Source organism: Streptomyces sp. NPDC002076 (assembly GCF_053593835.1).
Genome location: NZ_JBSFDI010000005.1, coordinates 405,228 through 430,400 on the forward strand (window position 1 = coordinate 405,228; position 25,173 = coordinate 430,400).

23 protein-coding genes and 5 pseudogenes are annotated in these 25,173 nt (G+C 72.9%); 14 read left to right on the plus strand and 14 right to left on the minus strand.

Annotated features, from left to right (window positions below; genetic code table 11):
* The first annotated feature begins 17 nt into the window (after window positions 1-17).
* Window positions 18-920: a Gfo/Idh/MocA family protein gene (locus ACWCQS_RS13980; RefSeq protein WP_451004653.1), complete on the plus strand. Its 903-nt coding sequence runs from the start codon at window positions 18-20 to the stop codon at window positions 918-920.
* Window positions 921-1,046: 126 nt separating this feature from the next.
* Here the strand turns inward: ACWCQS_RS13980 and ACWCQS_RS13985 are convergent, their stop codons facing one another.
* Window positions 1,047-1,955 (minus strand): GNAT family N-acetyltransferase, encoded by a 909-nt coding sequence (locus ACWCQS_RS13985; RefSeq protein WP_451004654.1) that lies wholly within the window; start codon window positions 1,953-1,955, stop codon window positions 1,047-1,049.
* A gap of 254 nt (window positions 1,956-2,209) precedes the next feature.
* Here ACWCQS_RS13985 and ACWCQS_RS13990 point away from each other — a divergent pair, with 254 nt between their 5' ends.
* A complete protein-coding gene (locus tag ACWCQS_RS13990; RefSeq protein WP_451004655.1) occupies window positions 2,210-3,316 on the plus strand; it encodes a PP2C family protein-serine/threonine phosphatase in 1,107 nt (368 codons plus the stop codon).
* 27 nt (window positions 3,317-3,343) lie between these two features.
* On the opposite strand, the gene ACWCQS_RS13995 is transcribed toward ACWCQS_RS13990, so the two are convergent.
* On the minus strand, window positions 3,344-3,784 hold the full coding sequence (locus ACWCQS_RS13995; protein WP_388629410.1) for an Lrp/AsnC family transcriptional regulator: 441 nt from the start codon (window positions 3,782-3,784) through the stop codon (window positions 3,344-3,346).
* A 38-nt stretch (window positions 3,785-3,822) separates the two neighbouring features.
* Complete coding sequence (locus tag ACWCQS_RS14000) at window positions 3,823-5,172, minus strand: transaminase (protein ID WP_451004656.1); 1,350 nt, start codon at window positions 5,170-5,172, stop codon at window positions 3,823-3,825.
* A 289-nt stretch (window positions 5,173-5,461) separates the two neighbouring features.
* Here ACWCQS_RS14000 and ACWCQS_RS14005 point away from each other — a divergent pair, with 289 nt between their 5' ends.
* A complete protein-coding gene (locus ACWCQS_RS14005) occupies window positions 5,462-5,929 on the plus strand; it encodes a hypothetical protein (RefSeq protein WP_451004657.1) in 468 nt (155 codons plus the stop codon).
* Between the two features lie 4 nt (window positions 5,930-5,933).
* On the opposite strand, the gene ACWCQS_RS14010 is transcribed toward ACWCQS_RS14005, so the two are convergent.
* Window positions 5,934-6,125 (minus strand): hypothetical protein, encoded by a 192-nt coding sequence (locus ACWCQS_RS14010; protein WP_451004658.1) that lies wholly within the window; start codon window positions 6,123-6,125, stop codon window positions 5,934-5,936.
* A 280-nt stretch (window positions 6,126-6,405) separates the two neighbouring features.
* Between ACWCQS_RS14010 and ACWCQS_RS14015 the strand changes: the two genes are divergently transcribed.
* Entirely contained in the window at window positions 6,406-7,740 is a 1,335-nt protein-coding gene (locus ACWCQS_RS14015; RefSeq protein WP_451004659.1) for a serine hydrolase domain-containing protein, read from the plus strand.
* A 32-nt stretch (window positions 7,741-7,772) separates the two neighbouring features.
* Here the strand turns inward: ACWCQS_RS14015 and ACWCQS_RS14020 are convergent.
* Window positions 7,773-9,332, minus strand: a pseudogene (locus ACWCQS_RS14020) (helix-turn-helix domain-containing protein).
* A gap of 472 nt (window positions 9,333-9,804) precedes the next feature.
* On the opposite strand from ACWCQS_RS14020, the gene ACWCQS_RS14025 reads away from it, so the two are divergent.
* The 3 genes from ACWCQS_RS14025 to ACWCQS_RS14035 all read left to right on the plus strand — a co-directional run bounded on the left by ACWCQS_RS14025 (window position 9,805) and on the right by ACWCQS_RS14035 (window position 12,650).
* Entirely contained in the window at window positions 9,805-10,425 is a 621-nt protein-coding gene (locus ACWCQS_RS14025) for an L-threonylcarbamoyladenylate synthase (RefSeq protein ID WP_451004660.1), read from the plus strand.
* Window positions 10,426-10,542: 117 nt separating this feature from the next.
* Entirely contained in the window at window positions 10,543-11,298 is a 756-nt protein-coding gene (locus ACWCQS_RS14030; RefSeq protein WP_451004661.1) for a dienelactone hydrolase family protein, read from the plus strand.
* Between the two features lie 152 nt (window positions 11,299-11,450).
* The gene (locus ACWCQS_RS14035; protein WP_451004662.1) at window positions 11,451-12,650 is read left to right on the plus strand and encodes a glycoside hydrolase family 64 protein; all 1,200 of its coding nucleotides are present in this window, start codon (window positions 11,451-11,453) and stop codon (window positions 12,648-12,650) included.
* 68 nt (window positions 12,651-12,718) lie between these two features.
* On the opposite strand, the pseudogene ACWCQS_RS14040 reads toward ACWCQS_RS14035, so the two are convergent.
* The 3 genes and pseudogenes from ACWCQS_RS14040 to ACWCQS_RS14050 all read right to left on the minus strand — a co-directional run.
* Window positions 12,719-13,504: pseudogene (locus ACWCQS_RS14040) on the minus strand (putative Ig domain-containing protein); the annotation flags it as partial.
* Between the two features lie 81 nt (window positions 13,505-13,585).
* A complete protein-coding gene (locus ACWCQS_RS14045) occupies window positions 13,586-15,673 on the minus strand; it encodes a prolyl oligopeptidase family serine peptidase (RefSeq protein ID WP_451004663.1) in 2,088 nt (695 codons plus the stop codon).
* Between the two features lie 84 nt (window positions 15,674-15,757).
* A complete protein-coding gene (locus ACWCQS_RS14050; protein WP_451004664.1) occupies window positions 15,758-16,045 on the minus strand; it encodes a DUF1905 domain-containing protein in 288 nt (95 codons plus the stop codon).
* Window positions 16,046-16,245: 200 nt separating this feature from the next.
* Here ACWCQS_RS14050 and ACWCQS_RS14055 point away from each other — a divergent pair, with 200 nt between their 5' ends.
* A complete protein-coding gene (locus tag ACWCQS_RS14055) occupies window positions 16,246-17,274 on the plus strand; it encodes an LLM class flavin-dependent oxidoreductase (protein WP_451004734.1) in 1,029 nt (342 codons plus the stop codon).
* Window positions 17,275-17,383: 109 nt separating this feature from the next.
* On the opposite strand, the gene ACWCQS_RS14060 is transcribed toward ACWCQS_RS14055, so the two are convergent.
* Window positions 17,384-18,358: a TauD/TfdA dioxygenase family protein gene (locus ACWCQS_RS14060; protein ID WP_451004665.1), complete on the minus strand. Its 975-nt coding sequence runs from the start codon at window positions 18,356-18,358 to the stop codon at window positions 17,384-17,386.
* A 136-nt stretch (window positions 18,359-18,494) separates the two neighbouring features.
* On the opposite strand from ACWCQS_RS14060, the pseudogene ACWCQS_RS14065 reads away from it, so the two are divergent.
* Window positions 18,495-18,713, plus strand: a pseudogene (locus ACWCQS_RS14065) (glycoside hydrolase family 32 protein); the annotation flags it as partial.
* Window positions 18,714-18,723: 10 nt separating this feature from the next.
* On the opposite strand, the pseudogene ACWCQS_RS14070 reads toward ACWCQS_RS14065, so the two are convergent.
* A pseudogene (locus tag ACWCQS_RS14070) lies at window positions 18,724-18,923 on the minus strand (transcriptional regulator); the annotation flags it as partial.
* A 55-nt stretch (window positions 18,924-18,978) separates the two neighbouring features.
* Between ACWCQS_RS14070 and ACWCQS_RS14075 the strand changes: the two are divergent.
* Complete coding sequence (locus ACWCQS_RS14075) at window positions 18,979-19,809, plus strand: aldo/keto reductase (protein WP_451004666.1); 831 nt, start codon at window positions 18,979-18,981, stop codon at window positions 19,807-19,809.
* A gap of 13 nt (window positions 19,810-19,822) precedes the next feature.
* Here ACWCQS_RS14075 and ACWCQS_RS14080 read toward each other — a convergent pair whose 3' ends face one another.
* Window positions 19,823-20,698: a helix-turn-helix domain-containing protein gene (locus tag ACWCQS_RS14080; RefSeq protein WP_451004667.1), complete on the minus strand. Its 876-nt coding sequence runs from the start codon at window positions 20,696-20,698 to the stop codon at window positions 19,823-19,825.
* A 161-nt stretch (window positions 20,699-20,859) separates the two neighbouring features.
* Here ACWCQS_RS14080 and ACWCQS_RS14085 point away from each other — a divergent pair, with 161 nt between their 5' ends.
* The 4 genes from ACWCQS_RS14085 (at window position 20,860) to ACWCQS_RS14100 (ending at window position 23,949) form a co-directional block, all read left to right on the plus strand.
* Window positions 20,860-21,723: an oxidoreductase gene (locus ACWCQS_RS14085; protein ID WP_451004668.1), complete on the plus strand. Its 864-nt coding sequence runs from the start codon at window positions 20,860-20,862 to the stop codon at window positions 21,721-21,723.
* A gap of 58 nt (window positions 21,724-21,781) precedes the next feature.
* Complete coding sequence (locus ACWCQS_RS14090) at window positions 21,782-22,390, plus strand: DNA polymerase ligase N-terminal domain-containing protein (protein WP_388629365.1); 609 nt, start codon at window positions 21,782-21,784, stop codon at window positions 22,388-22,390.
* Window positions 22,391-22,396: 6 nt separating this feature from the next.
* Window positions 22,397-23,407, plus strand: coding sequence for a non-homologous end-joining DNA ligase (ligD, locus tag ACWCQS_RS14095; protein ID WP_451004669.1), 1,011 nt, complete (start codon window positions 22,397-22,399; stop codon window positions 23,405-23,407).
* 107 nt (window positions 23,408-23,514) lie between these two features.
* Window positions 23,515-23,949 carry a cupin domain-containing protein gene (locus ACWCQS_RS14100; RefSeq protein ID WP_451004670.1) on the plus strand — a complete coding sequence of 145 codons (435 nt, stop codon included), beginning with the start codon at window positions 23,515-23,517 and terminating at the stop codon, window positions 23,947-23,949.
* A 96-nt stretch (window positions 23,950-24,045) separates the two neighbouring features.
* Here ACWCQS_RS14100 and ACWCQS_RS14105 read toward each other — a convergent pair.
* The 3 genes and pseudogenes from ACWCQS_RS14105 to ACWCQS_RS14115 form a co-directional block, all read right to left on the minus strand.
* Window positions 24,046-24,180: pseudogene (locus tag ACWCQS_RS14105) on the minus strand (PAS domain-containing protein); the annotation flags it as partial.
* A 77-nt stretch (window positions 24,181-24,257) separates the two neighbouring features.
* Window positions 24,258-24,725, minus strand: a complete 468-nt coding sequence (locus ACWCQS_RS14110) for a peroxiredoxin (RefSeq protein WP_451004671.1) — start codon at window positions 24,723-24,725, stop codon at window positions 24,258-24,260.
* Complete coding sequence (locus ACWCQS_RS14115) at window positions 24,722-25,102, minus strand: DoxX family protein (protein ID WP_451004672.1); 381 nt, start codon at window positions 25,100-25,102, stop codon at window positions 24,722-24,724. Before ACWCQS_RS14115 ends, ACWCQS_RS14110 begins: the two co-directional genes overlap by 4 nt.
* Between the last annotated feature and the right edge of the window lie 71 nt (window positions 25,103-25,173).

The window sequence follows — 25,173 nt, forward strand, 5'->3', positions numbered from 1 at the left end:
GGAGAAGGGAACGACACATGCGTATCGGACTGCTGGGGACGGGCCCGTGGGCCCAGGCGGCGTACGCCCCCGCCCTCGCCGGTCACCCCGGCGTGGAGTTCGCCGGGGTGTGGGGCCGCCGTCCGGAGGCCGCCACGTCGCTGGCCGAGCAGTACGACGTCCCCGCGTACGACGACGTGGACGCGCTGCTGGCCGGCGTGGACGCCGTCGCCGTGGCCCTGCCGCCGTCCGTGCAGGCCGAGTTGGCGGTGCGCGCGGCGCGGGCGGGCCGTCATCTGCTGCTGGACAAGCCGCTCGCGGTGTCGGTGGCCGAGGGGCGGGCCGTCGTGGCCGCGGTGGAGCGGGCCGGGGTGGCCTCGGTGGTGTTCTTCACCGCGCGCTTCCAGAAGGAGCCGGACGCCTGGATCGAGGAACAGGCGGCCGTGGCGGGCTGGTTCACGGCCCGCGCGCAGTGGCTGGGGGCCGTCTTCACCTCCGACAGCCCGTTCGCGGCCTCGCCGTGGCGGCGGGAGAAGGGCGCGCTGTGGGACGTCGGCCCGCACGCCCTGTCGGTGCTGCTGCCGGTCCTCGGCGACGTACGGCAGGTCGTGGCGGCGGCGCACGGTCCGGCGGACACCGTGCATCTGGTCCTCGACCATGCCACCGGCGCGTCGAGCACGCTCACGCTGAGCCTGACCGCGCCGCCGGCGGCGGCCGGGGCCGATGTGGAACTGCGGGGCGAGGCGGGCGTGACGCTGATGCCGGGGAGTTCCGAAGGAGCGGTCCCGGCGCTCTCCCGCGCCACCGACGCCCTGCTCACGGCCGCCCGCACGGGCCGCCCCCATGCGTGCGACGCCGCCTTCGGCCTCCGCGTCACCGAGATCCTGGCGACAGCGCAGGCCCACCTGACGGACGGCAGCGACCCGGGCCCGACCGACTGACCGGTGACCGGGGCCGGCGGACGCGCGCCGCCGGCCGCCGATGCCGGTGCTCGGGGTTTGAGCCGAACCGCTCCGGCTCACCCCGAGCCCGGAACCTGCAGCAGATCACCGCTGACGGCCCGCTTGTCACCCGGCGCCGACGACGCCGTCGGCCCAGAAGTTCATGCGCTCCCGTACGACGGGATAGCCGGCCCTGGTGAAGTGTGCGGCCATGGGGAAGTTGGTCCGGTCGGTGGCGGCGGCGATGAAGTCGGCGCCCTGGGCTGCCAGGAAGTGGGTGCATTCGGTGAGCAGGTCGTAGGCGTAGCCGTGGCCCCGTTGTTCCGGCACGACGCCGATGAAGCCGACGCAGGGTCCGGACGGATTGCGCGCGGGGATGTGGATGCCGGCGGGCTCGCCCTCGGGGGTGCGGGCGATCTGCCACCAGGCACGCGGGGACGGAAACCAGTGGAAGAGGTCCAGTTCCTGCCGTGCGGCCAGGTCCGGCCCGCCCTGTGCGACGGCCCGGCGGGCGTGGGCGTCCAGGGTGACCGAGTGGATGCGGCGCAGCAGGTCGTGGAACACGGCGTCGTCCGGTTCGGCGGCGAAGACGAGGCGGCCGGGCCGCTCGGGCAGGCCCCGGTCCGGGGTCCAGCGGTACAGGAAGCGCTCCACCAGTGGTGTATAGCCGGCCGCGCGTGCGGCGGCGGCCCGGATGTCGACGGCTGCCCGCAGTCCCGGGTCGTCACGCCAGCCGGAGGGCAGGTCGAGTTCGAGTTCGTCGGTCTGCCAGGGCGCCGTCCGCAGGAGTTCGGCTCCGGCCTCCTCCTCGCCCTCGGCCACGTCGAACCAGTTGATCAGGAGCGGCTCGGGATCCTCGGGGCGGCCCCACCAGGCGGCCCGGGCCACGGTGCGGCCGTCGCGCACGGCGATGCGCTGCCAGTCGGGGCGGTAGCGGGTGCTGCGGTGCTTGTCGCGGAACGCCAGCGGGTCGGGCATGGTGTCGAAAAGGTGCGCGGTGCTCTCGTCGAGCGCGCGGATGACCAGGGTGGTCATGGATTCCTCCGGGATGCTTGCCACGGTGCGGCGGCGGGAACGCGCTCCCGGTCAGGCGTGGCACACCCGGGTGACGGGGAGGTGGGAGCGCAGAATGACAGTGGCCATGACGCTCGCCTCCTTCCGTCCGTCTCGGGCGTGCCCGCACAGGCTATGCGGGCCGCGCACGGGGCGTCCATCCCTTATCGCCGACCGCACGGGGGGCGAGGGGTCAGCGGGAGGCCCGGGTGCGGAGGGCGGCGTAGCTTGGGGATGTGAAGTCGGTGCGCGGCGGGTCGTCGCATCGGGACCGGGAGGATCGCGGCTGGTTGCGGGGCGCGCCGCCGCCGTGGTGGGTACGGGTGCTGCCCGTGCTGCTGCTCGCGGCCGTCACGGCGGCCACGCTGATCACTCCGGCGGCGCGGGACGCCGGTTTCCTGCTCGGGGCGATTCCGCCGCTGGCGGTCCTGTCGTACGGCCCGCTGGCCACCGCGGTCCTCGGTCTCGGGGTGGTCGCGGTGCTGAACGTGCCGGCCACGCATCTGAACCGCCCCGGCAACACCGATCTGCTCAGCATCGTGTTCGTGGCCGCGCTGAGTGTGTTCGTGTCCTATGTGCGCAGTCGGCGGGACGCCCAGCTGGACACGGAGCGGGCGATCGGCGAGGCCGTGCAGCGGGCCGTGATGCCGCTGCTGCCGGAGCGGGTCGGGAACGTGGGCTGCGCGGGCTTCTACCGGGCCGCGCAGGACGGGACGCTGGTGGGCGGGGACTTCTTCGACGTACGGGACGGGCCGTACGGTGTGCGCGCGGTGATGGGGGATGTGCAGGGGCACGGGCTGGCGGCGGTCGCGACGGTGGTGTCGCTGCTGGGCGCGTTCCGGGAGGCGGTGCTGGACGAGCCGGGCCTGGAGTCGGTCGCCGCGCGGATGGACCGCAGGCTGGCGGTGGACTCGGCGGGCGTGCGGCACGCGGAGCTGTTCGCCACCGGGGTGCTGCTGGAGTTCTCCCCCGACGGGGGTGCGGTGCGGGTGGTGACCTGCGGTCATCCGGTGCCCGTGCTGCTGCACGGGGAGGAGGCACTGGAGGTGACGGTCGTGCCGGGGCCGCCGCTGGGGATCGGGCTGGTCGGCGCCGACCCGCCGAAGGAGTGCACCATGGCGCTCGGGCCGGGCGACCGGCTCTTCCTGGCCTCCGACGGAGTGTGGGAGGCGCGGGACGCCGACGGCGGCTTCTATCCGCTGCCCGCGCGGCTGACCGCCCTGAGCGGCACGGCGTCCGCCGAGCTGCCGGGGGCGCTGTGGACGGAACTCCTGCGACACGGTTACGAGGTCCGGGACGACGTCACCATGCTGGTGCTGGCGCCCGTACCACCGCCCGGCTGACCGCCGTGCCGGTCGACCCGCGTCCCATCAGCCCACGTCCCACAGGAAGCGGTGGGTGTGGATGCCGAAGTACGGGAAGGACTGGATCTCCCGGACGCCTTCCAGGAGCCGTACCACGTCGTTGACGAAGTCCAGCAGGGCCTTCGGGCCGGGCGCGACCACCTCGGCGAACAGATCGAATCCGCCCGAGGTCAGCACCGAGTAGACGACCTCCGGGCGTTCGGCGAGGGCGTCGGCGACGGCGCGGGGGTCGCCGTCGACGCCGATGCCGAGCAGGGCCATGGCCTGGCCGCCCATGGCCATCGGGTCGGTGACCCCGACCACCTGGACGGCCTTGGAGTCCAGCAGGCGCTGCAGCCGCTGCCGCGCCGCCGAGGCGGACAGGCCGACCTTCGGGCCGAGGTCGGCGTAGGCGATACGGCCGTCGGTCTGCAGCTCGCGCAGGATGGCCCGGTCGATCTCGTCCACGCGTGTCCTTTCGTGTCTGATGCCGTCGCCCCGGTGTGTCAGCCGACCAGCTCGGCGAGGGCGGCGGCGAAGACCTCGGTGTGGGTGTCGACGTCCTGCTCGGTGGTGTCCGGGCACATGAGCGCCATGTTGTGGAACGGGGTCAGCAGGATGCCCCGGTTGGCGAGGTAGAGGTGCAGGAAGTCCTCCAGCTCGGGGTCGGAGACGGCCGCGGACTCGGTGCCGGTGCGCGGCGCCGGGCTGGTGAAACGGTACTCGGTGCGGGCGCCGAGCCGGCTCACGGACCACGGCAGCCGGTGCGCCTCGATGCCCGCCCGGACGCCCGCCTCGAAGCGCTCGGAGAGCTTGCCCATCCGGGCGAACGCCTCGTCGGTGAGGACGTGTTCGAGGGTGGCCCGCATCGCGGCGACCGACAGCGCGTTGCCGGCGAGGGTGCCGCCGACGCCGCCCATGTCGACCAGGTCCAGGTCGGTGCGGGCCAGCAGCCGCTCGGCGAGTTCGGCGGACAGCCCGTAGGCACCGGCCGGGATGCCGCCGCCGATGGCCTTGCCGATGGTCAGCAGGTCGGGCTCCAGGTCCCAGGCAGCCGTGCAACCGCCGGGTCCTGCGGAGAAGGTGTGGGTCTCGTCGTTGATGAGCAGGCTGCCGTACCGCCTGGTCAGCTCGCGGACGCCGGCGAGATAGGCGGGCTCCGGCAGGACGATGCCGATGTTGGTGAGGGCGGGCTCCATCAGGACGGCGGCGACGTCACCGTGGGCCAGTTCGCGCTCCAGGCCGGCGAGGTCGTTGAACTCGGCCACCCGGCTGGTCAGGGTCACATCGCACGGCGCACCGACGTTGCCGGGGCGGGCGGTGCCCGTTCCGTCCGGGCCGACGACGATCAGCGACTCGTCGACGCTGCCGTGGTAGCAGTAGCTGTTCACGAGGATCTTCGGGCGCCCGGTGACGGCCCGGGCGAGCCGGATCGCCCAGCGGTTGGCGTCGGTCGCGGTGAGCGAGAAGCTCCAGCGCGCCAGGCCGAACCGGCGGGTCAGCTCGGCGCCGACCCACTCCGCGTCCTGCGTCGGCAGCATCGCCGTGGCCCCGCCCAGCTCGGCGAACCGGCGCTGCACGGCCTCCGTGACCGGTGCGGGCGAGTGGCCGGCCATCGCACCGGTGTCGCCGAGGCAGAAGTCGATGTACTCGTGCCCGTCCACATCGGTGACCCGGGCCCCGCGCGCACCGGCCAGATAGCGGGGAAAGGCACCGGCCGTCTTGTTCATCCAGGTCATCGGCACCCGGCCGAAGAGGTGGTCGGCCCCCGCATAGGCCGCGCGGGAGCGGGGGCCCAGGCGCTCGGCCTCGGCGCACTCGCGGGCCAGGAGGGTGTGCAGACGCGTGCGGTCCATGGAGTACCTCGCTGGAGACGGTGACGGATACCGTGACTCTACGACTGAAACAGCCACAGTCTCAACAGTTGACGACCGAATCGATCGCCAGCACGCTCGAATCGAGTGCAGATTCCGCGGTGAGACCCCCGCCCGGGTGACGCACCCCCTCTCCCGGCTGACGAACCCGCAGCCGGACTTCGAACGTCCCGGCTCAAACGCCAGGGTTCGCCACCCCTTCCGTCACGTAGAAATATCTACGAGCATGCATATGCCGAGGGCAGGCGGACGAGGACACCCGGAGCGATGCATGACGAACACGATGTGGATGCGAGGCGTGGAGTGGCTGGCCGCGGCGTCGGTGGACCCGCGCTCGTGCAAATGGGAGTGGGATCACGGCGAGGGCATCGCGCTTCTGGAAGCCGGACGCTTCTGGGACGTGCTGAGCGTCCCCGAGCGGCTGGGCCTGCTCACCCTCGACCTGCTGTGGCGGCCGGGGCTGCCCGCGCCGGGGCCGACACTGGTCGACACGGCGGCGGGCCGGGTCGGGTTCTTCCTGCCGCCGGACCCCTCCGGGGGCTGGGTGGGAGCCGGTCTGCGGTACGCGACCAAGGGGGCCTGGGTCGCCGTGCCGCCGCCGTACCGGCCCGCGCGTTTCCTGGAGTGGCTCGTGCCGCCGGACGGCTCCGGCGCGCTCCATTTCCCGGGTGCCCTGGAGGGGGCGCTGCGGCAGGCCAACGGCACCCTGGCCGTCCTCGCGCCGCTGTGCGGCCGGTGACGGTTCAGGCGCGCTCGGGCGCGGGCCGGGCACCCGAGCCGGCCCGAGGGAGGGCGGCCGCCAGCGCGTCCGGTTCCGCGGGCACGGTGCGGCCCTGCGCCCGCCACTCGGCGACGAGACCGGCGTAGATCGGCTCCCGGGCCCGGTCCGTCTGCGCCGGCCGGCCCGCCCTGCGCATCCGGTCGATCCGGTCCATCCAATCCAAACGGTGCGCCGGGTCCAAGCGGTTCATGCCGGGGCAACGCCCGTGGCCCGTCACCGGTACGGCCCACCCGGCAGGCTCACCGGGTCGGGTGAGGCCATCGCCCGAACGAGGCCTTCCGCCCGTCGGACAAGCATCCCGCCGACAGGCGACGGGCGGGGTGGCCGCCCGCTCGCCCGACGGGCGCGGCTGGGGGTGCCCTCCTATGCTGGGCGTCAGGGCTCCGGCGTCCCGCTCATCGCACGCTCGCCTCTCATGTGCTTGGAGTCAGTCCATGTCGCATACGTCCGCACGCCTGCTGAGGAAGGCCGCGGTCGCCGTCGCGGTGGGGACTCTGATGGCACCGGTATCCGCCGGGCCCGCCTGGGCGTCCCCGGCCGCCGTGCCGGCCGCCCTCGGCGCCGACACGCCCGGCCCGAGTTCCTCGGGAGCGCCCGTACGTGACCTCACCCCGGGCGTGGTACGCCAACTGGACGCCGCCGTGCGCAAGGTGATGCACGAGGCGAGCGTTCCCGGCGTGACCGTCGGCATCTGGACGCCGGGACGGCCGAGTTACGTCCGCTCCTTCGGGGTCGCCGACAAGAGCAACGGCCGGAAGATGACTCCGGACCTGTACATGCGCATCGGCAGCGAGACCAAGACGTTCACGGTGACCGCGCTGCTGCAGCTGGTGGACCAGAAGAAGGTGGGCCTGGACGACCCGATCGGCAAGTACATCGGCGGCGTACCCAATGAGAACAGGATCACGCTGCGTCAGCTCGCCGACATGCGCAGCGGACTGTTCAACTACTCCAAGGACCCGGGCTTCGACAAGGCGCTCACCTCGGACCCGCAACGGCCCTTCACCCCCGAGCAGTTGCTCGCCTACTCCTTCAAGCATCCGGTGATGTTCCAGCCGGGGGAGAAGTTCTCCTACAGCAACACCAACCTCATCCTGCTGGGGCTGGTGGTGGAGAAGGAGAGCGGGCAGCACCTCGGCGACTACATCAAGCAGCACGTCCTCGATCCGGCCGGCATGAAGCACACGCTCTTCCCCACCGGCAACGAGTTCCCCGCCCCGCATCCGCAGGGGTACACCGTGCAGACGCCGAACGGCAAGGAAGCGGACGCGACCGACTGGAATCCGTCCTGGGGCTGGGCGGCCGGCGCGATGATCTCCGATCTGCGGGATCTGCACACCTGGGCGCGCACGGTCGCCACGGGCCGGTTCCCGGACGGTGGGCGGATGGTGAGCGCCGCCGTCCAGAAGCAGCGGCTGATCACCCCGGGAACCGGCATGATCAAGGGTGCCGGATACGGTCTGGGCATCTTCGACGTCCAGGGCTGGATCGGCCACAACGGCTCCCTGCCGGGTTACCAGACGCTGACCGTCTACCTGCCCGAGACGAGGACGACGCTCGTCGTGCTGCTCAACACGGACACCGACTACCGCTCACGGGAACCCAGTACCGCGCTGGGCGAGGCGATCACGAAGATCATCTCGCCGGCCCACGTGTACAACCTCCCCGTCACGCGGACCGGACGAGGCACGCGGGGCCGCGACCGGTCCCCCGTTCCGGTCGTGCCCCGCGGACTGCCGAAGGTACGTGCACTGCCGGACGCGGGGTAGTGCACGCGTGCCCGGCAGGGTCCGCACGGGACTCACCACTGCACAGCCGCGTCCGGTTGGTCCGGGTTCGCCGCGCCGGGGCCGGCGGTCACGCCGAGGTCGGGCACGGGCAGTTCGCCGGTGACGAGGTGGGCGAGGACGACCTCGTACAGGTCGGTGCCGCCGGCCGTCAGCCGCCGCTCCAGGACGGCTTCGGCGGCCCGGACGTGTTCGCGCACGGTCTGGGCGTGTACGCCGAGGGCCTGGGCGGCGCGTTCGGCGTGCGCGTCGGCGCCGGTCCAGGCGCACAGGGTGCCACGCAGATCCCGGCCGTCCTAGTCGAGGCGGCCGAGCAGCCCCTCCGCCCAGGAGCGCAGCGCGCTGGTCCCGAGCAGCTCGGTGAGCCGGGTCCGGACCGGCGGTCCGGCCGCACCGCCGGACAGGTCGTACGGGCCGTGTGCGGCCTCGGTGTTGAGGGCGGCGTGGGCGACGGCGCGGACGGGCAGCCGGGACAGGTCGGCGCCGAGCAGCGCGGCGACCCGGTCCATCCGGGCGCGGACCGTGTTGCGGCTGACGCCGAGCACCTTGGCCGCGCTCACGGCGGTGAACTCAAGACCGAGCCGGGTGGTGGCGAGCAGTTCGGCACGCACATGGTGCGGCAGCGTGTCGAGCGGGCGCAGCACAGCGGCGGCCCAGGCCCGCAGCGCCGCGGGGTCCATCAGCTGTGCGGGGCGGGTGCGGGCGGCGTAGACGGCGTACCGGTCGGGCCGGAAGCGGGCCACGGCGAGGGCGGTGACGGCCTGTCCGTAGGCGGTGGCGGTCAGGGCGAGCCGCTGCCGGGGGCTGCCGCCGAGGAAGGTGCCGGACCGGTCGGCGATCAGGACGCGCAGCCGCTCCCCCACCTCGGCGGACGGGCCCACGACGATGACGTGCTCGTCCACGGCGGGGCAGCGCACGACGAGCGCCCGGCCGTCGGTGGCGTCCACGCACGCGTCGGCGAGCCGGTCGCGTTCCACGGCGGTGCCCTCGAGGACGTAGACGCGGGCGGAGTCCTGTTCCAGCAGTCCCGGCCAGAGCCCGGCGGCGACCCGGCGGGCGGAGACGGTGTCCTCCACCATGAGCAGTTGCAGGATGGCCAGCCGCAGATCGGCCGTGGCCCGCCGCAGCCGCCGCTCGGACTCGGCCGACTCCCGTTGCCCGAGCAGGAGTTCCAGTACGCCGACGGTGTGGCCGAGGATCTCGGTGCCGCGCCGGTCGAAGGGCTCCGGGCGGGCCACGGCGAGGACGGCGCCCGCCGCCGGGCCGGACCCCGGATGCCGTATCCCGACCAGGCGTACGTGCCGTACCCCGTCGTCGAGGGACGCGGCGGAGACCCGGCCCGCAAGGACATCGGCGACGACGGCGGAGTCGAGCTGCAGCCGCTCACCGGCGAGCAGGCCACCGTGGCCGTCCTGGAGGCACACCGCCGCGCTCACGGTCCGGGCGAGCCAGTCGACGAGCCGGCGAAGATCGCGTCCGGCGGGCCGCAGCTGGTCCAGCAACTCCTGCGCCCAGGCGCTGTCCCCGCCGTACGGCTGCTGGAACGCCGGGCCCTCGTCCGGTCGGCCGGCCACGTTCCCCTCTCCTCGCCTCCATGTTGACCTGGGCATACGCATCCGCACGTTACCCGAAGCGACGCGCTCCCGCCGCCGGACATGGCTCCGCCGGCGGGCCCGGGGGGGGTGGGCCGCCGGCGGAGACGTCGCGTCCGGGGCGGGGGGATGCCCACGAGCGCTCATGGGTCGCATGCCCCGTAATCCGGGAAGTACACGCCATGAATCGACGGGGCGGTCGGCCGGTAGCGGCTCACTGCGCTGGGACGGAGAGGGGAACGGGAAATCGTGAAGGGCGGCGGGCACGCACGACCGCGCGTCCCGTACGGCGACCCCCGGCGGTCCGGGGCCCGGTGCGGCACGGGCAGGGCGTCGGCGGGCGCCGAGGCGACGCGGCCGACGTCCCGCCGGGGAGCGCTGGATCCGGCTTGCCGGCGGTGCCGGTGGCACGTGGGGTGCGCATCCGGCGTCCGGTACGGCATAAGCTCGGTGAATGGCGAAGTACTTCGACGTGCACCCCGAGAACCCTCAGCCGCGCAGCATCGCCCAGATCGCCGACGCGGTGCGCTCGGAAGCACTCATCGCATACCCGACCGACTCCTGCTACGCCCTGGGCTGCCGGCTGGGCAGCCGGGACGGCATGGACCGGATTCGCTCCATCCGCCAGCTGGACGACCGGCACCACTTCACCCTGATGTGCCGGGACTTCGCGCAGCTCGGCCAGTTCGTGCGGGTGGACAACGACGTCTTCCGGGCCGTGAAGGCGTCCACGCCCGGCAGCTACACCTTCATCCTCCCGGCCACCCGCGAGGTGCCGCGCAAGCTGCTGCATCCGAAGAAGAAGACCGTGGGCGTGCGCATCCCCGACCATGTGGTCACCCAGGCGCTGCTGGCGGAGCTGGGCGAGCCGCTGCTGTCCAGCACGCTGCTGCTGCCCGACGAGGAGGAGCCGCTGACGCAGGGCTGGGAGATCAAGGACCGGCTCGACCACGCGGTGGACGCGGTGGTCGACTCCGGCGACTGCGGCACCGAGCCGACGACGGTCGTGGACTTCTCCAGCGGCGAGGCGGAGATCGTACGACGGGGGGCCGGGGACACCAGCCGTTTCGAGTGAGTGCGCGGCACTCCAGGTGCGGGGTTACGGATCTTGCGTGACAGCATGGGCCGTAGCCGTGGCGTCGTGGGGCCATCGCCGCCCGACGCCCATGTCCCCCAGGGAGGCCTGCCCACCATGACCGATGTCCAGGCGACCGATCTCGACATCACGACCGAGGACGGCGTCGCCGACGCCTACCTCGCCCATCCCGCCGACGGCCGCCCCCGCCCGGGCGTGCTGCTCTACCAGGACGCCTACGGCCTGCGGCCGCACCTGAGGTCGATGGCCGACCGGCTGGCCACCGCCGGCTACACCGTGCTGGTACCGAACGTCTTCTACCGCCTCGCCCGCACCCCGGTCGTCGAGCTGCCCGAGTTCATCGACCCGGCCGCCGATCCGGCCATCTGGGAGCGGCTCGGCCCGGTCGTGTCCTCGCTGAGCCCCGACCTGATCAAGCGGGACGCGGGCGCCTATCTGCAGTGGCTGGCCGACAGCCCGCTGGTCACCGACGGGCCGGTCGCGGTGACCGGGTACTGCATGGGCGCCCGTCTGACCCTGTGGACGGCGGCCGCGCACCCGGACCGGGTCGCGGCCGCGGCCGGGTTCCACGGCGGCGGCCTCGCCACCGACGAGCCGACGAGCCCGCACCTGGGCGCCCCGGACATCACCGCGGAGCTCTACTTCGGGCACGCCGACCACGACCGGTCACTGCCCCCGGAGCAGATCGAGCGCTTCGAGGAGGCCCTGACCGCGGCCGGGGTCCGGCACACCTGCGAGGTCTACCAGGGCGCCCGGCACGGCTACACCCAGGCGGACACCACGGCGTACGACCGTGAGGCCGACGAACGGCACTGGGCCGCCCTGCTCGACCTGCTCAAGCGCACGTTCTGACACCCGCCCACGGCGCCTGCCGCACGGCGGGCGCCGTAAGCCGGTCTGCTCGGGCATTGACATGCACGCGGCGCAGCACCAGTCTGAGAGCGCTCTCAAACAGGTACGGACCAATATCCGTACGACCCCGACCCCACACGGAGGTAAGGAGAGTGCCTCACACACGCACGCACCCGGCGCTGCCCCTGGCGGCCGCCGCGGCCCTGGTCGGCGGAGTGCTCGCCCTCGGTGCCCCGGACCGTGCCGGTGCCGCGGTACCGGACACCATCCCGCTGAAGATCACCAACAATTCGGGCCGCTCCGAGCCGGTCTACGTCTACGACCTCGGCACTCAGCTGTCCTCCGGGCAGCAGGGCTGGGCCGACGCGAACGGAAGCTTCCATGCCTGGCCGGCGGGCGGCAATCCGCCGACGCCCGCCCCGGACGCGGCGATCGCCGGCCCGGCCCCCGGACAGTCGACGACCATCCGGATACCGAAGTTCTCCGGCCGGATCTACTTCTCCTACGGCCAGAAGCTCGACTTCCGGCTCACCACCGGCGGCCTGGTGCAGCCGGCCGTGCAGAACCCCTCCGACCCCAACCGGACCATCCTGTTCAACTGGTCCGAGTACACCCTCAACGACTCGGGGCTATGGCTGAACAGCACCCAGGTGGACATGTTCTCGGCGCCGTACGCGGTCGGCGTGCGGCGCTCCGACGGCAGCGTGAGCACCACCGGGCACCTGAAGTCCGGTGGCTACAACGGCTTCTTCAACGCCCTGCGCAGCCAGTCGGGCGGCTGGTCCGGCCTGATCCAGACCCGCTCCGACGGCACGGTGCTGCGCGCCCTGTCACCGCTGTACGGCGTGGAGACCGGCGCCCTGCCGGCGAACGTGATGGACGACTACGTCAACCGGGTCTGGCAGAAGTACTCGACCTCGACGCTGACCGTCACGCCGTTCGCCGACCAGCCGGGCACCAAGTACTACGGCCGCGTCTCGGGCGACGTCATGAACTTCACCAACTCCGCGGGCGCGGTCGTCACCAGCTTCCGGAAGCCGGACGCCGACAGCGTCTTCGGCTGCCACAAGCTGCTCGACGCGCCGAACGACAATGTGCGGGGCCCCATCTCCCGTACGCTGTGCGCCGGTTTCAACCGCTCGACCCTGCTGGTGAACCCGAACCAGCCGGACACCTCGACGGCCGCCTTCTACCAGGACGCGCTGACGAACCAGTACGCGCGTGCGGTGCATGCGCAGATGGCCGACGGCAAGGCCTACGCGTTCGCCTTCGACGACGTCGGCAACCAGGAGTCGCTGGTGCACGACGGCAGCCCGCAGCAGGCGTATCTGACGTTGGATCCGCTGAGCTGACACCGAGGTGACATGCGAGGGTCCCGCACCCCGGCCGGCTGCCGGGGTGCGGGACCGCCAGGTGTGGGTCAGCCGGTCGTCAGGGCGGTGTCGTCCACGAGAAGCTGGTCTGCAGCGAGGAGTCCTCCACGCCGTTGAACTTCAGGGTGACCGTCTGGCCCGCCAGCGAGGACAGGTCGAAGGTCTTCTGGCTGTAGCCGGAGGCCGCGTTGAGGTTCGAGTAGGTCGCGAGGGTCTTCGAACCCGCGGTCACCGTCAGCTTGTCGTACTGGGTGCTGCTGGTGGTCTCCGAGGTGTCGATGTGCAGGTAGAAGGTCAGGGTCGCCTTGCAGCCCGCGGGGATGGTCACCGACTGGGACAGCGTGTCGGTGTGCGTGGTGCCGTACCCGTCCAGCCAGGCCTTGTACGAGCCGCCGTGGGCCGCCTCGCCGGTGTCGTTGGTGATGACGCCGCTGGTGGCGCTCCAGCCGGTGCTTCCGGACTCGAAGCCGGGGTTGCTCAGCAGCTGGGTCGAGGTGCAGCCGCCACCGCCACCCGCGCTGACCGTCCAGGTGAAGGTCGCGGTGCCCGTGGCACCGGTGGAGTCGGTCACCGTCACCGTGGTGTTGTAGGTGCCCGCCGTGGTGGGCGTACCGGTGATCAGGCCGGTGGAGCTGTTGATCGACAGGACCGCGGGCAGGCCGGAGGTGCTGTAGGACAGGGCTCCGCTGTTGGTGCTGCTCGCCTGGACCTGCAGGGGCGGTGCCGACGGTCGAGGACTGGCTGCCCGGCTTGGTGACCGTCACTCCGCTGCTCGGCGGGGTGATGTGGCTGCCGACGTTGATACCGGCGAAGGCGTTGCCGACTCCCGCGTACGGCATTCGCGGGTTTTCCCTATGCCGGTGAGCGCGGGTGCGCCGGCCGCGGCCGCTTCCGCAGGGACGTACGGCGTGCGTCTACCGGTCGTCCCGTGAGCCGGGAGGACCGGGATCCGGCGGCGCGGCCCCCAAGTGGCCCTGCAGAAACCGCGCCTGATGCCGCAGCAGGTCGCGTGTGACGTCGGTGCCGATGGGCTGGTGTCCCGTGCCGGGCAGGAGCAGTACCTCGTGCGGCCGGCCCGAGGCGAGCAGCACATCGGACAGCCGGAGGGTGTGGGCGGGCGCGACCTTGGGGTCCGCGAGGCCGTGGACGAGCAGCAGGGGACGGGTGAGTCGGGGCGCCTCGCGGAGCAGGGAGTTGGCCTCGTACCGCTCGGGGTACACCTCCGGATGGCCGAGGAACCGCTCACGCCAGTGGGCGTCGTAGAGCCGCTGGTCGGTGACGCCCGCCCCGGCCACGGCGGCACGGAAGACATCCGGGTGGCGCAGCACGGCGAGCACGGCGAGCGAGCCGCTGAACGACCAGCCACGGATGCCGACTCGCCGCAGGTCGAGCACGGGGTGCGCGCGGGCGGCGGCCCGCAGCGCGCTCACCTGGTCGTCGAGCGCGGGCCCGAACAGATCGCCGTACACCGTGCGTTCCCAGTCCGGCCCGCGCCCCGGGGTGCCCCGGCCGTCGGTCACCAGCACCGCGAAGCCCTGCTCGGCGAACCACTGCGACACCAGCGTCCTCCAGTCGTGGGCCGCGGTTACCCGCAGACCGCCGGCGCCGCCGTAGGGGTCGAGCAGCACCGGAAGCGGGCCGTCTGCCGCCGGCCGGTGCCAGGAGGGCAGGTAGAGGGCGGCCCGCAACTGCCGCGGGCCGAGCCGCAGCATGCTCCGGCGCACGCCGAGCACGGGCGGTTCCGGGTACGACGGGACGGGCACGGCCCGCCGCCCGGCGCGCAGCACCTCGGCGCGCGGGGTCGGCCCGGTGATGTCCGCGGTGGTCCGGACGAGGGTACCGCCGCGCAGCACTCCCCCGTGCAGCCCCCGGCCGGCGCTTCGCCGGCATGGCGCGGTCCCCGCCCGCCAGGACCACAGACCGACCTCGGTGGGCTCGTCGGACGCCGTGAACAGCACCTCGTCCCCGTCGACGCCGAGGACGGCCCGCACCTGGCGGCCCGGCGGTGTGACCGGTTCGCCGTCGGCCGTGAGATGCCGGGTGCCCTGTAGATCCGCGTGGGCGAGGACGACGCCGGAGGCGGTGCGGGCCGGCAGCCCCGGCACCAACTCCACCCAGTGGGTGTCCCGTTGCTCCTGCAGGACCGTCGTACGGCCGTCCGCCGGGTCGATGCCGAGCAGCCGGACGGTGCGCTGGTCACGGGACTGCACGACGGCGAAGGGACCATGCGCGTCCCAGCCGGCGCCGACGACGTACTCGAAGGCGTCACGGTCCCAACGGACGGCTGTGCGCGGGCCGTTGGGCTCGACCGGGGCCAGCCAGAGGGTGACGTCGGGGTTCGGCGTGCCGGCGAAGGCGTGGCGCTGAAGCGTGGGCGGACTGTCCGGTGCGGCCGGGTCGGTGCGGTACCAGCGCCGCACACGCCGGCGATCGGTGCGGGCGCACAGCAGGGCGGCGCCGTCCGGTGCCCACCAGTGACCGCGCGGACCGTCGGGAAGCGTGGCGGCCGTGTGCGCCGCGACCCCGAACTCCACTTCGGAGTCCTCCGCCTGGGCGATCGGCCGGTCCCCGCTGCCGTCCCCGCCGATCACACGGAGCGCACCGCGACAGACGTAGGCGATGCGGCGGCCGGCGGGATCGGGGCGCGGATCGACGGCGGGGCGTGCGGCCGGCAGCCGCCGGGGTTCGCCGCCGCGCACCGGCACGGTCCACAGCACACCGCCCAGTGCGAAGACGACGATCCCGCCGGCCTCGTCGGCGGCATACCCCTCGATCCCGCGCGGCCTGCGCCCGGCACCGAGCAGCCGCACCGGATCGGCCAGCAACCGCTCCACACCCGAGTCGAGTTCGAGCCGCCACAGACAGGCAGCGGGGTCGTCCCCCGTACGACCCCGCAGATACAGCACGGCTCCGCCGTCCGCGCTCACGGTGAACCGACCGGGGACGCCGCGGGTGAAGCGGGCGGTGCGGACGAGTTGGGCGGGGAGGAGGTCGGGGCGCACGTTCCGGTGTCTTCCCGCCCACCCGAACTCGTACACATATTCGATTCAGGGAGAGTGAGCGGCTTGGCGGCCTTGCGGCAGGTCTCACAGACGCACGGTCAGCGCGACGGTCACCTCGTCACCCGGTGCGAGTCCCTCCGGCCGGCGCACGGCGCTCTTGAGCGGCAGCAGATATCCGCCGTCCTTGGGGAAGAGGGACGTGGTGAAGTCCGTGCCGCCGATTCTGGCCTCGACCGGGATCACGCCCCAGCCGTAACTGGCCAGCGCGGCCACATCACGGATGTCGGCGCACTCCGCGTCCGGCACGGCCACGAAGTAGTACGGCGCCGGGCCCCGCCATTCCACGACCCGTCCGGCGAAGGCGAGTTCCACGATCTGCCCCCTTCTGCAGCGGCTGCCCAGCGTACCGGCGCACCTCCGGAGCCCCGGCTGTGCCGGGCTGGTGGTGAATGACCCGGGCAACATCCCGCCGGTCGAGGGCGAGATCGTCGTCCCGCCGAAGTCATCACACGGTTGTCACACCCGCCTGCCAGAATCGGAAAGGAACCGACGTGCGACCGCTGGAGGAGCCCGTGCCGCCCACCGCCCGCCCGCTGCGCAAGCTGGGCTTCCTCACCATCGGCCTGTTCGACCCGGCGGATCCGGCCCGGGGACACGAGTCCACCCTGGAGATCATCGAGCTGGGCGAGCGGCTCGGCTTCGACAGCGCCTGGCTGCGCCACCGCCATCTGCAGTACGGCATCTCCTCCCCGGTCGCCGTCCTCGCCGCCGCCTCCCAGCGCACCCGCCGTATCGAGCTGGGCACCGCGGTGACTCCGCTCGGCTGGGAGAACCCGCTGCGTCTCGCCGAGGATCTGGCGACGGTGGACGTCCTGTCCGGGGGCCGGCTGAACCCGGGCGTCAGCGTGGGCCCGCCGATGCACTTCGAGCAGGTCAAGGACGCCCTGTACCCGGACACGGCCGACGCCGAGGACTTTGGCTACGAGCGGGTCCGACGGCTGCTGGACCTGGTGCGGGGCAAGCCCGCGAGCGACTTCAGCGGGGTCGAGGGATTCGAGGTGTTCAGCGATGCGGTCCAGCCGCACTCCCCCGGGCTCGGCCGCCGGATGTGGTACGGCGGCGGGAGCCTCCGCTCGGCGCGCTGGGCGGGAGAGCACGGCATGAACTTCCTGACCAGCAGCGTGGTCAAGGCGGAACAGCCGGACGGGCCGTGGGACTTCGCCGAGATCCAGCTCTCCCTCGTCCGGGAGTTCCGCGCCCATCACCCCGACGGCGAGGCGGCCCGGGTCTCGCACGGCCTCGTCGTGATACCCACCGACTCCGCAAGCCCGGGGCAGCTCGCCAAGTATGAGGCGTACGCGGCGAAACGCCTGCCGCGTACGGCCTCCCCGCAGGGTCCGGGCCGGCTGCTGTTCGCCCCGGACCTGGTCGGCACCTCGGAGGACATCGCCGAACGGCTGCGCGCACACGCCGCGTTCCGGGAGGTGGACGAGGTGGCGTTCGCGCTGCCGTTCACCTTCGAGCACGAGGACTACGTACAGATCCTGACGGACATGGCGACGAAGCTGGGACCGGCGCTGGGGTGGAAGCCGGCGAGCTGAGCGCCGATCCTCGGCACCGACGCCATCCGGCGCCGGCCGCCCACAGCTGGTCGCGGGCGCCCCGGGGCCGCTCATCAGCGTCCTGGTCGACCCTCGCCCCGGGCCCGATTCACCAGCGGCCGGGCTCCGTGCCCACCACTGCCTCCGACCGCCTCCCGTCCGCCCCCACCGGTACCTCCCCCGCGAGCATCACCCGGTGCATGATCCGGGGAAAGTCCAGGTGGGCGTTGTCGCTGGGGGCGAGGTGGATGGTGGCCCGGTTGTCCCAGAAGGCGACGCTGCCCGGCTCCCAGCGGAAGCGGACGGTGTACTCGGGGCGCACGGCCTGCTCCAGCAGCATCTCCAGCAGTGCCGCGCTCTCCCGGCGGGAGACATCGGTGATCTGTTCGAGGTAGTAGCCGTTGACGAACAGCACCCGCTCCCCCGTCTCCGGATGCACCCGGACCAGCGGATGCACCGAGGCCACCTGATGGTCGAGCAGATGCCGCAGGTACGCGTCGTCGCCGGGCCGGGGCTGGTAGCCCACGCCGAGCCGGTGCTCGGCGCGCAGTCCGTCCACGAAGGCGCGGACCGGTGCGGACAGACCGGCGTAGGCGGCGGCCAGGTTGGCCCAGGTGGTGTCGCCGCCGTAGGGCGGGACGGTCTCGGCGCGCAGGATGGTCGCGGCGGGCGGGTCGACACGGCTCCCGTAGTCGCAGTGCCAGCCCCGCAGCAGGGTGTGCCGACGGCGGTGCAGCCACTCGTCGTGCTCCATGCCGTAGCGTCCGGCCACCTCCAGCCGGTCGGCCGTCGTCTCGACCTCCGGGAAGTCCGGCGGCGAGTGCGGACCACGGCGCGGCAGCACGACCGGCTCACCGAAGCGGCGGGCGAAGGCGACATGCCCGGCGTGGTCCAGGTCCTGCCCGCGGAAGAAGACCACCTTCCAGCGCAGCACGGTCTGCCGGATCAGGGCCACCACGGCGTCGTCCAGTGGCCCGGTGAGGTCGACACCGGTGATCTCGGCGCCGATGTGCCCGGCGGCCGGCTTCACCTCCACGCCCTCGACCCGCTCGGTGTGATCCGCGGTGGCCCTGTGCGTCGTCATACGCGCTCCGATGCTCGTCCGAACCGGCTCCGCACCGATCCTGACACCCGGGCCCTCACTGGGCGAACGCCAGGACGACCGGGTTCCGGAACACCGCCTGCCGCCGGCCGTGAAGAGGGCTGTTCCGACGGCACCCCCGTCGGTGCTGCTGGACGACTGCGGGGAGCTGACCGCGTGGCGGTTCGCGGGTGTCCTGCTGGACGGCCACGACCCGGTCGCCGCCGGTGCGTTCGGCGACAAGGCGGTCGGCTGGGAGTGCCCGCAGCTGCTCGGGACGAGCGGCGGTGAGCATGTCCTGGTGGTGCCCCTGTGGGACGGGACTCCCTGCTCGACCGGTTACCTGACGGGGCGTCTGGAGACCGACAGGCCCCGCGCAGCAGCCGCCCGGCGAACGACGAGGAGGCATTCTCGTCGGTGACCAGCCCGATCACGGCCGCACGGCGGCGGCGCAGGCCGCGGGCGTGTGCGAGACGCCGGCGAGCCGCGCGACATCCCGCGAGGTGGGCCGTCCGCCGCCGCCCGCGCTGTCCGCTGTCCTCTTCTTCCCACCCCTCCGGTTGATCACCGCTCACCGTGTCCGTGAGGCTGGAGGGACGACACTGTCGAGGGAAGGTCCCATCGTGAACGGCATTCCGGCGCACACGCTCAACGACGGTACGACGATCCCCGCCATCGGCCTCGGCACCTGGCCACTGGACGACACGGCCGCCGAGCAGGCCGTACGCTCCGCGCTCGACCTGGGCTACCGGCTGGTGGACACCGCGACGAACTATCGCAACGAGACGGGGGTCGGGCGGGCCGTGGCGGGCAGCGGCGTGCCCCGCGACGAGGTGGTCGTCACGACCAAGCTGCCCGGCCGGCACCACGGCTACGAGGAGACGCTCGCCTCCTTCGAGGAGTCCCGGCGGCGGCTCGGCCTGGAGTACGTGGACCTGTATCTGATCCACTGGCCGAATCCCCGGGTCGGCAGGTACGCCGACTCCTGGAAGGCGATGATCAAGCTGCGCGAGGAGGGGCTGGTCCGTTCGATCGGTGTCTCGAACTTCACCCCGGAGCACATCACGCGGCTGGAGAAGGAGACCGGGGTGCTGCCCTCGGTAAACCAGATCGAGCTGCACCCGCTGTTCCCGCAGGAGGAGCTGCGCGCCTTCCACGCGGACAAGGGCATCGTCACCGAGAGCTGGAGCCCGCTGGGCCGGGGCGGCGATCTGCTGGACGATCCCGCGGTGGCGGAGATCGCCGCGGCGCACGGGGTGACGCCGGGGCAGGTGCTGCTGCGCTGGCATCTCCAGGTCGGCGCGCTGCCCATCCCGAAGTCGGCCGATCCGGGCCGGCAGCGCACCAACCTCGACGTCTTCGGCTTCGAGCTGGACTCCGGCCAGCTCGCGGCGATCGCCCGGCACGCTCCGCACCGGCTCGGCGGCGACCCCGAAAGGCACGAGGAGTTCTGAACCGACCGGGCCCCTACTGCTCCTCGATCCGTTCCTGCGCGCTGCCCGGCCGGACACCGGCACCGGCCGGCGCGGCGAGGCTGCCGAGGATGTCGAGCAGTTCGGCGCTGCGGCTGCCGGGCTCGGCGTGGAAGACGACCAGGGTGAGGCCGTCGGTACCGTCCACGGACAGCTTGTGCGACTGCAGGTCGAGGTCGCCGACCTGCGGATGGGTCAGATGGCTCACCCGGCCGCGGCGGGGCCGTACCTCGTGCCGGGCCCACAGGGTGCGGAAGCGTTCGCTGCGCAGGGACAGCTCGCCGACCAGGTCGCGCAGCCGCGGGTCGTCCGCGTCCGCCCCCGCCTCGGAGCGCAGTACGGCCACGCCCTCCTCGGTGAGGTCCTCCCAGTCCCGGCGCAGCTCGCGCTCGGCCGGGTCGAGGAAGACGGCCCGAAGGAGGTTGGCGCCGGGCCGGTAGTTCGGGGTGAGCGCGGTGGCGAGGGCGTTGGCGGCGAGGCAGTCGGTGTAGCGGTTCTGGACGTAGGCGGGGTTGCGCGGCCAGCCGTCGATGAGCTGGAGCAGGCTCGCCGGGACCTGCTGGGTGCGACGCCCGGAGCGTGCGCCTGGGCCGGGCCGGTCCTGGGCGAGGCCGACGAGGTGGGCGGTGGCGTCGGCGTCGAGCCGCAGCACACCGGCGATGGCCTGGAGGACCTGCACGGACGGGTTGCGGTCGCGGCCCTGCTCCAGCCGCAGGTAGTAGTCGGCGCTGATGCCGGCCAGCATCGCGACCTCCTCGCGGCGCAGCCCCGGCACCCGGCGCAGACCGCCGCCGGGCAGCCCCACCTCCTCGGGCCGCACCAGCGCCCGGCGGGCGCGCAGGAACTCGCCGAGCGCGTTCGTTCGGTCCATGGCCCCACCGTACGGCGGCCCGGCCGGCGGTGACTGGCCCTGTCACTCCCAGGATCGACGGGGTACTGCAACGGCGGGCCCGACGGGCGCAGGGTGGAGAGCGAGGCCGCCGGCAGGTCCGGTGGCCAGGGCATCCTGAGCATCATCTGGAGAGGTACGACATGACTGCACAGCTCGGCGGCACCCTCACCCCGGCCGACGGACTGACCCTGACCCGCGTCGGCTACGGCGCCATGCAGCTGGCCGGCCCGCACGTCTTCGGTCCGCCGAAGGACCGTGACCGGGCGGTGGCGGTGCTCCGCGCGGTGGTGGAGGCGGGGATCACGCACATCGACACCGCCGACTTCTACGGGCCCGTGGTCGTCAACGAGCTCATCCGGGAGGCGCTGCATCCCTACCCCGAGGAGCTGCACATCGTCACCAAGGTCGGCGCCCGCCGGGGTGCCGACGGCAGCTGGATCCTGTCCCGGCACCCGGAGGACCTGAAGGCGCAGGTCTACGACAACCTGCGGAACCTCGGCGTGGAGTCGCTGGACGTCGTCAATCTGCGGGTCGGTGACGTGGACACCCCGAATAAGGACTCCCTGGCGGAGCAGTTCGGCGCGCTCGCCGAGCTGCGGGAGCGGGGGCTGATCCGGCATCTGGGGCTGAGCACGGTGACCGCGGCGCAGTTGGACGAGGCGCTGGCGATCGCGCCCGTGGTCACCGTGCAGAACCTGTACAACCTGGCCAACCGGCAGGACGACGCGCTGGTGGAGCGCACGGCGGCCGAGAACATCGCCTTCGTGCCCTACTTCCCGCTCGGCGGCTTCACCCCGCTGCAGTCCGACGCGCTGGCCAAGGTCGCCGCCCGGCTCGGGGCCTCGCCGCAGCAGGTGGCGCTGGCCTGGCTGCTGCGCCGGTCGCCGAACATCGCGCTGATCCCCGGCACCTCCTCGCCGGAGCACCTGCGGGAGAACATCGCCGCCGCGTCCCTGGTGCTGCCGGACGACGCGGTCGCCGAGCTGGACGGCATCGGGGGCTGAACGGCCCGGTCCGGGGTACCCGGGGGCCCGTGAGGCGGTCGTACGGAAGGAGCCTCAGGTGGCAGCGGAGGACCGGCTGCGGACGTACCGCGGCAAGCGCGACTTCGAGCGGACCCGCGAGCCGTCGGGGCAGGAGCCGCGGGCCGGGAGTGACGAGCCGCATTTCGTGGTGCAGATCCATGACGCCAGCCGGATGCACTTCGACTTCCGGCTCCAGGTCGACGACGTCCTGAAGTCCTGGTCGATCCCGAAGGGTCCGTCCACGGATCCCGGGGACAAGCGGATGGCCGTGCCCACCGAGGACCATCCGCTGGAGTACGAGGAGTTCGAGGGCGTGATCCCGAAGGGCGAGTACGGTGGCGGGACCGTGATCGTCTGGGACAACGGCACGTACGAGCCGCTCAGCCACGACCGCAAGGGACGCCCGGTGGACTTCGCTCAGTCGCTGGAGCGCGGGCACGCCACCTTCCGGCTGCACGGCAGCAAACTGCGCGGCGAGTACGCCCTGACCCGCTTCCGGGGAGACCAGGGTGAACAGGAGGCCTGGCTGCTGGTGCGCAAGGGGCCGGCGCGGTCGGCCGGGCACGGCACCCCGGATCCCCGGCGGGCCCGCTCGGTGCGCACCGGACGCACCCTCGCACAGGTCGCGGCCGACGGCGAGGAGTGAGAGGCGGTGCCGGGGCTGCTGGAGGGGCTGCCGGCCGATCGCCGGGAGCTGTTGCGCCCGGCCGGGCCGGGCACTGAACTCGCCGCGGCCCCGATGCTGGCCACGCTCAGCGACCGGCGGGACTTCGGCGAGGGCTGGCTGTTCGAGCGGAAGCTGGACGGCGTCCGGCTGCTGGCGGTGCGGGAGGGCGATTCGTTGCGGCTGCTCTCGCGCACGGGCCAGTGGCTGAACGACACCTACCCGGAGATCGTGGAGGCGCTCGCGGCGCAGGAGTGCACCGACTTCACGGTGGACGGCGAGGTCGTCGCGTTCAGCGGCGGCCGTACCGACTTCGCGCGGCTGCAGCGACGGTTGGGACTGACCCGGCGCCGGGACATCGAGGCGTCCGGGGTCGCGGTGACGTACTACCTCTTCGACCTGCTGCGCCTGGAGGGCGCCGACACCCGTCAACTCCCCTTGCGGGTCCGCAAGTCGCTGCTGCGGCGGGCGCTGTCCTTTCGCGCCCCGCTGCGGCTGACCCCGCATCGCAACGCGGGCGGCGCCGAGTTGCTGGCCGAGGCCTGCGGCCGGGGCTGGGAGGGGCTGATCGCCAAGCGGGCCGACGGGCCGTACCGGACGCGCCGGTCCCCGGACTGGCTGAAGCTCAAGTGCTCCCAGGGGCAGGAGTTCGTGATCGGCGGCTTCACCGAACCGGCGGGCAGCCGCGTCGGGTTGGGAGCGCTGCTGCTCGGCTTCTACGACGGTGACCGGCTGCGGTACGCCGGGAAGGTCGGCACCGGTTTCGGCCGGCGCACCCTGCTGGATCTGCGCGAGCGGCTGGACGGGCTGCGCCGGGGCTCCTCGCCCTTCACCGGTGCCGTGCGCGAGGGCCGTGCCCGCTGGGTGCGGCCGGAGCTGGTCGCGCAGATCGTCTTCACCGAGTGGACCCGGGACGGGATGCTGCGGCATCCCCGCTACCTGGGACTGCGCGAGGACAAGCGGCCACGGGACGTGGTCCGGGAGCGCGCGGGGACCTGACACCCGCGATCACGTACGCATACGGATCTTCGAGTTCCGCCCCCAACTCCCCTGTGGGTTGCTTATGTTCACGGCGACACCCCGCTCGCCTCCCGAAAGGGTCCCGCATGCGTACCGCTCTCCGTGCCGCCGTCACCGGCGCGCTGACCGTCGCCACCGTTCTGACCTGCGGCACCGCGCAGGCGACCCCGCCGGGGCCGGGGGTGACGGCCCGGATCATCAGCCAGACCACCATCGGCGGGACCGACTACACCCTGCGGGAGATCACCATCCCGCCCGGCCAGAGCACCGGCTGGCACTACCACGACGGCCCGCTGTACGGCGTGGTCAGGCAGGGCACCCTCAGCCACTTCGACTCCGGGTGCGCCTCGGACGGCGTGTACCGCACGGGGGCGACGATCCAGGAGCCGGCCGGTGCGGACCATGTCCACATCGGACGGAACCTCGGGGACACCCCGCTCGTGCTCGATGTGCTGTACGTTCTGCCGCACGGCGCCCCGTTCTCGGAGGACGCGCCGAACCCGGGCTGCCCGTTCCAGTGATCGGTGCCGGGCGGACGGTCAGGTGCAGGGTAGCGCCCGCTCGGCCCAGATCGTCTTGCCCCGGCCCGTCTGCCCGCTGCCCCAGCGCTGCGTGAGCTGGGCGAGCAGCCCGGCCGCGGGCCGGCCCACGACGTCTTCGGCCGGGTGGCCCGTGAGCCGCCGCGCGCCCTCGCTCCACCCGGTCACCGTACGCAGGGCGTCGATGACCGCCACGGCGGCGCCATGTTTCATATGCCCGAGGTTGTTCCGGTCGGTCCGGCTCAGCAAGCGCGCGGGTGTCCCCGTCCGCCCCGCGGGGCGGGGGCCGTTCAGCCCTGGTGGGCGCGCAGGGCGGCGAGAGCCCGGTCGGCGTGGGTGTTCATGCGCAGTTCGCTGCGGACGACCTCCAGCACCGTGCGGTCCTGGGCGATCACGAAGGTGACGCGCTTGGTGGGGGCGAGGGAGAAGCCGCGCTTGACGCCGAACCGCTCGCGGACCGTGCCGTCGGCGTCGGAGAGCAGCGGCATGCCGAGGCCGTGCCGTCCGGCGAACTCCTGCTGCTTGTCGACGCTGTCGCCGCTGATGCCGACGGGCCGGGCGCCGACGGCGGCGAACTCGGCGGCGAGGTCGCGGAAGTGGCAGGCCTCGGCGGTGCAGCCGGGGGTGAGGGCGGCCGGGTAGAAGAAGAGGACCACCGGCCCCTCGGTCAGCAGCTCGGTGAGTCTGCGAGTGGTGCCGGTCTCGTCGGGCAGGGCGAAGTCCTCGGCCTTGTCCCCGACCTCGATGCGTTCCGTCATGAGCGTCCTTCCTCGTTCCGGGCGACTCCCCGGGCCCACAGCATCAACGGCACCTGCAGCGGCAGCCGTGCGAGGGCGGCCGTCCGCAGCGGTGCGGGCCGGTGCCGCCAGTCCACGGCCATCTGCAGGTTCGCCGGGAACACCCCGACGAAGAAGGCCGCGGCCGCCTTCGCGGCGACCGCGCGTGTCCGGGGGGCGGCGATCCCGGCCGCCAGGGCCAGCTCCACGGCGCCGCTGCCGTACGTCCATGCCCTGGGTGAGCCCGGCAGCGCACGCGGTACGAGCCCGTCGAAGGGCCGCGGTGCCGCGAAACGGGCGACCCCCGCCGCTGCCAGCAGGCCGGCGAGCAGCAGGGGCGAGCGTTCGGACCGGGGCACGGTTCCTCCTCTGGTGGCCCGCCGCTGGATATTACTGGACGGTAGGCGCGGGGGTGGCCCGTTGCGGCAGG

Excerpts from the sequence above, each read along its gene's own strand:
- ACWCQS_RS13980 (WP_451004653.1), top strand. The coding sequence starts at position 18 with ATGCGTATCGGACTGCTGGGGACGGGCCCGTGGGCCCAGGCGGCGTAC.
- ACWCQS_RS13985 (WP_451004654.1), bottom strand. The coding sequence starts at position 1,955 with ATGACCACCCTGGTCATCCGCGCGCTCGACGAGAGCACCGCGCACCTT.
- ACWCQS_RS14000 (WP_451004656.1), bottom strand. The coding sequence starts at position 5,172 with ATGGACCGCACGCGTCTGCACACCCTCCTGGCCCGCGAGTGCGCCGAG.
- ACWCQS_RS14005 (WP_451004657.1), top strand. The coding sequence starts at position 5,462 with ATGACGAACACGATGTGGATGCGAGGCGTGGAGTGGCTGGCCGCGGCG.
- ACWCQS_RS14010 (WP_451004658.1), bottom strand. The coding sequence starts at position 6,125 with ATGGACCGGATCGACCGGATGCGCAGGGCGGGCCGGCCGGCGCAGACG.
- ACWCQS_RS14015 (WP_451004659.1), top strand. The coding sequence starts at position 6,406 with ATGTCGCATACGTCCGCACGCCTGCTGAGGAAGGCCGCGGTCGCCGTC.
- ACWCQS_RS14025 (WP_451004660.1), top strand. The coding sequence starts at position 9,805 with ATGGCGAAGTACTTCGACGTGCACCCCGAGAACCCTCAGCCGCGCAGC.
- ACWCQS_RS14030 (WP_451004661.1), top strand. The coding sequence starts at position 10,543 with ATGACCGATGTCCAGGCGACCGATCTCGACATCACGACCGAGGACGGC.
- ACWCQS_RS14060 (WP_451004665.1), bottom strand. The coding sequence starts at position 18,358 with ATGACGACGCACAGGGCCACCGCGGATCACACCGAGCGGGTCGAGGGC.
- ACWCQS_RS14080 (WP_451004667.1), bottom strand. The coding sequence starts at position 20,698 with ATGGACCGAACGAACGCGCTCGGCGAGTTCCTGCGCGCCCGCCGGGCG.
- ACWCQS_RS14085 (WP_451004668.1), top strand. The coding sequence starts at position 20,860 with ATGACTGCACAGCTCGGCGGCACCCTCACCCCGGCCGACGGACTGACC.
- ACWCQS_RS14100 (WP_451004670.1), top strand. The coding sequence starts at position 23,515 with ATGCGTACCGCTCTCCGTGCCGCCGTCACCGGCGCGCTGACCGTCGCC.
- ACWCQS_RS14110 (WP_451004671.1), bottom strand. The coding sequence starts at position 24,725 with ATGACGGAACGCATCGAGGTCGGGGACAAGGCCGAGGACTTCGCCCTG.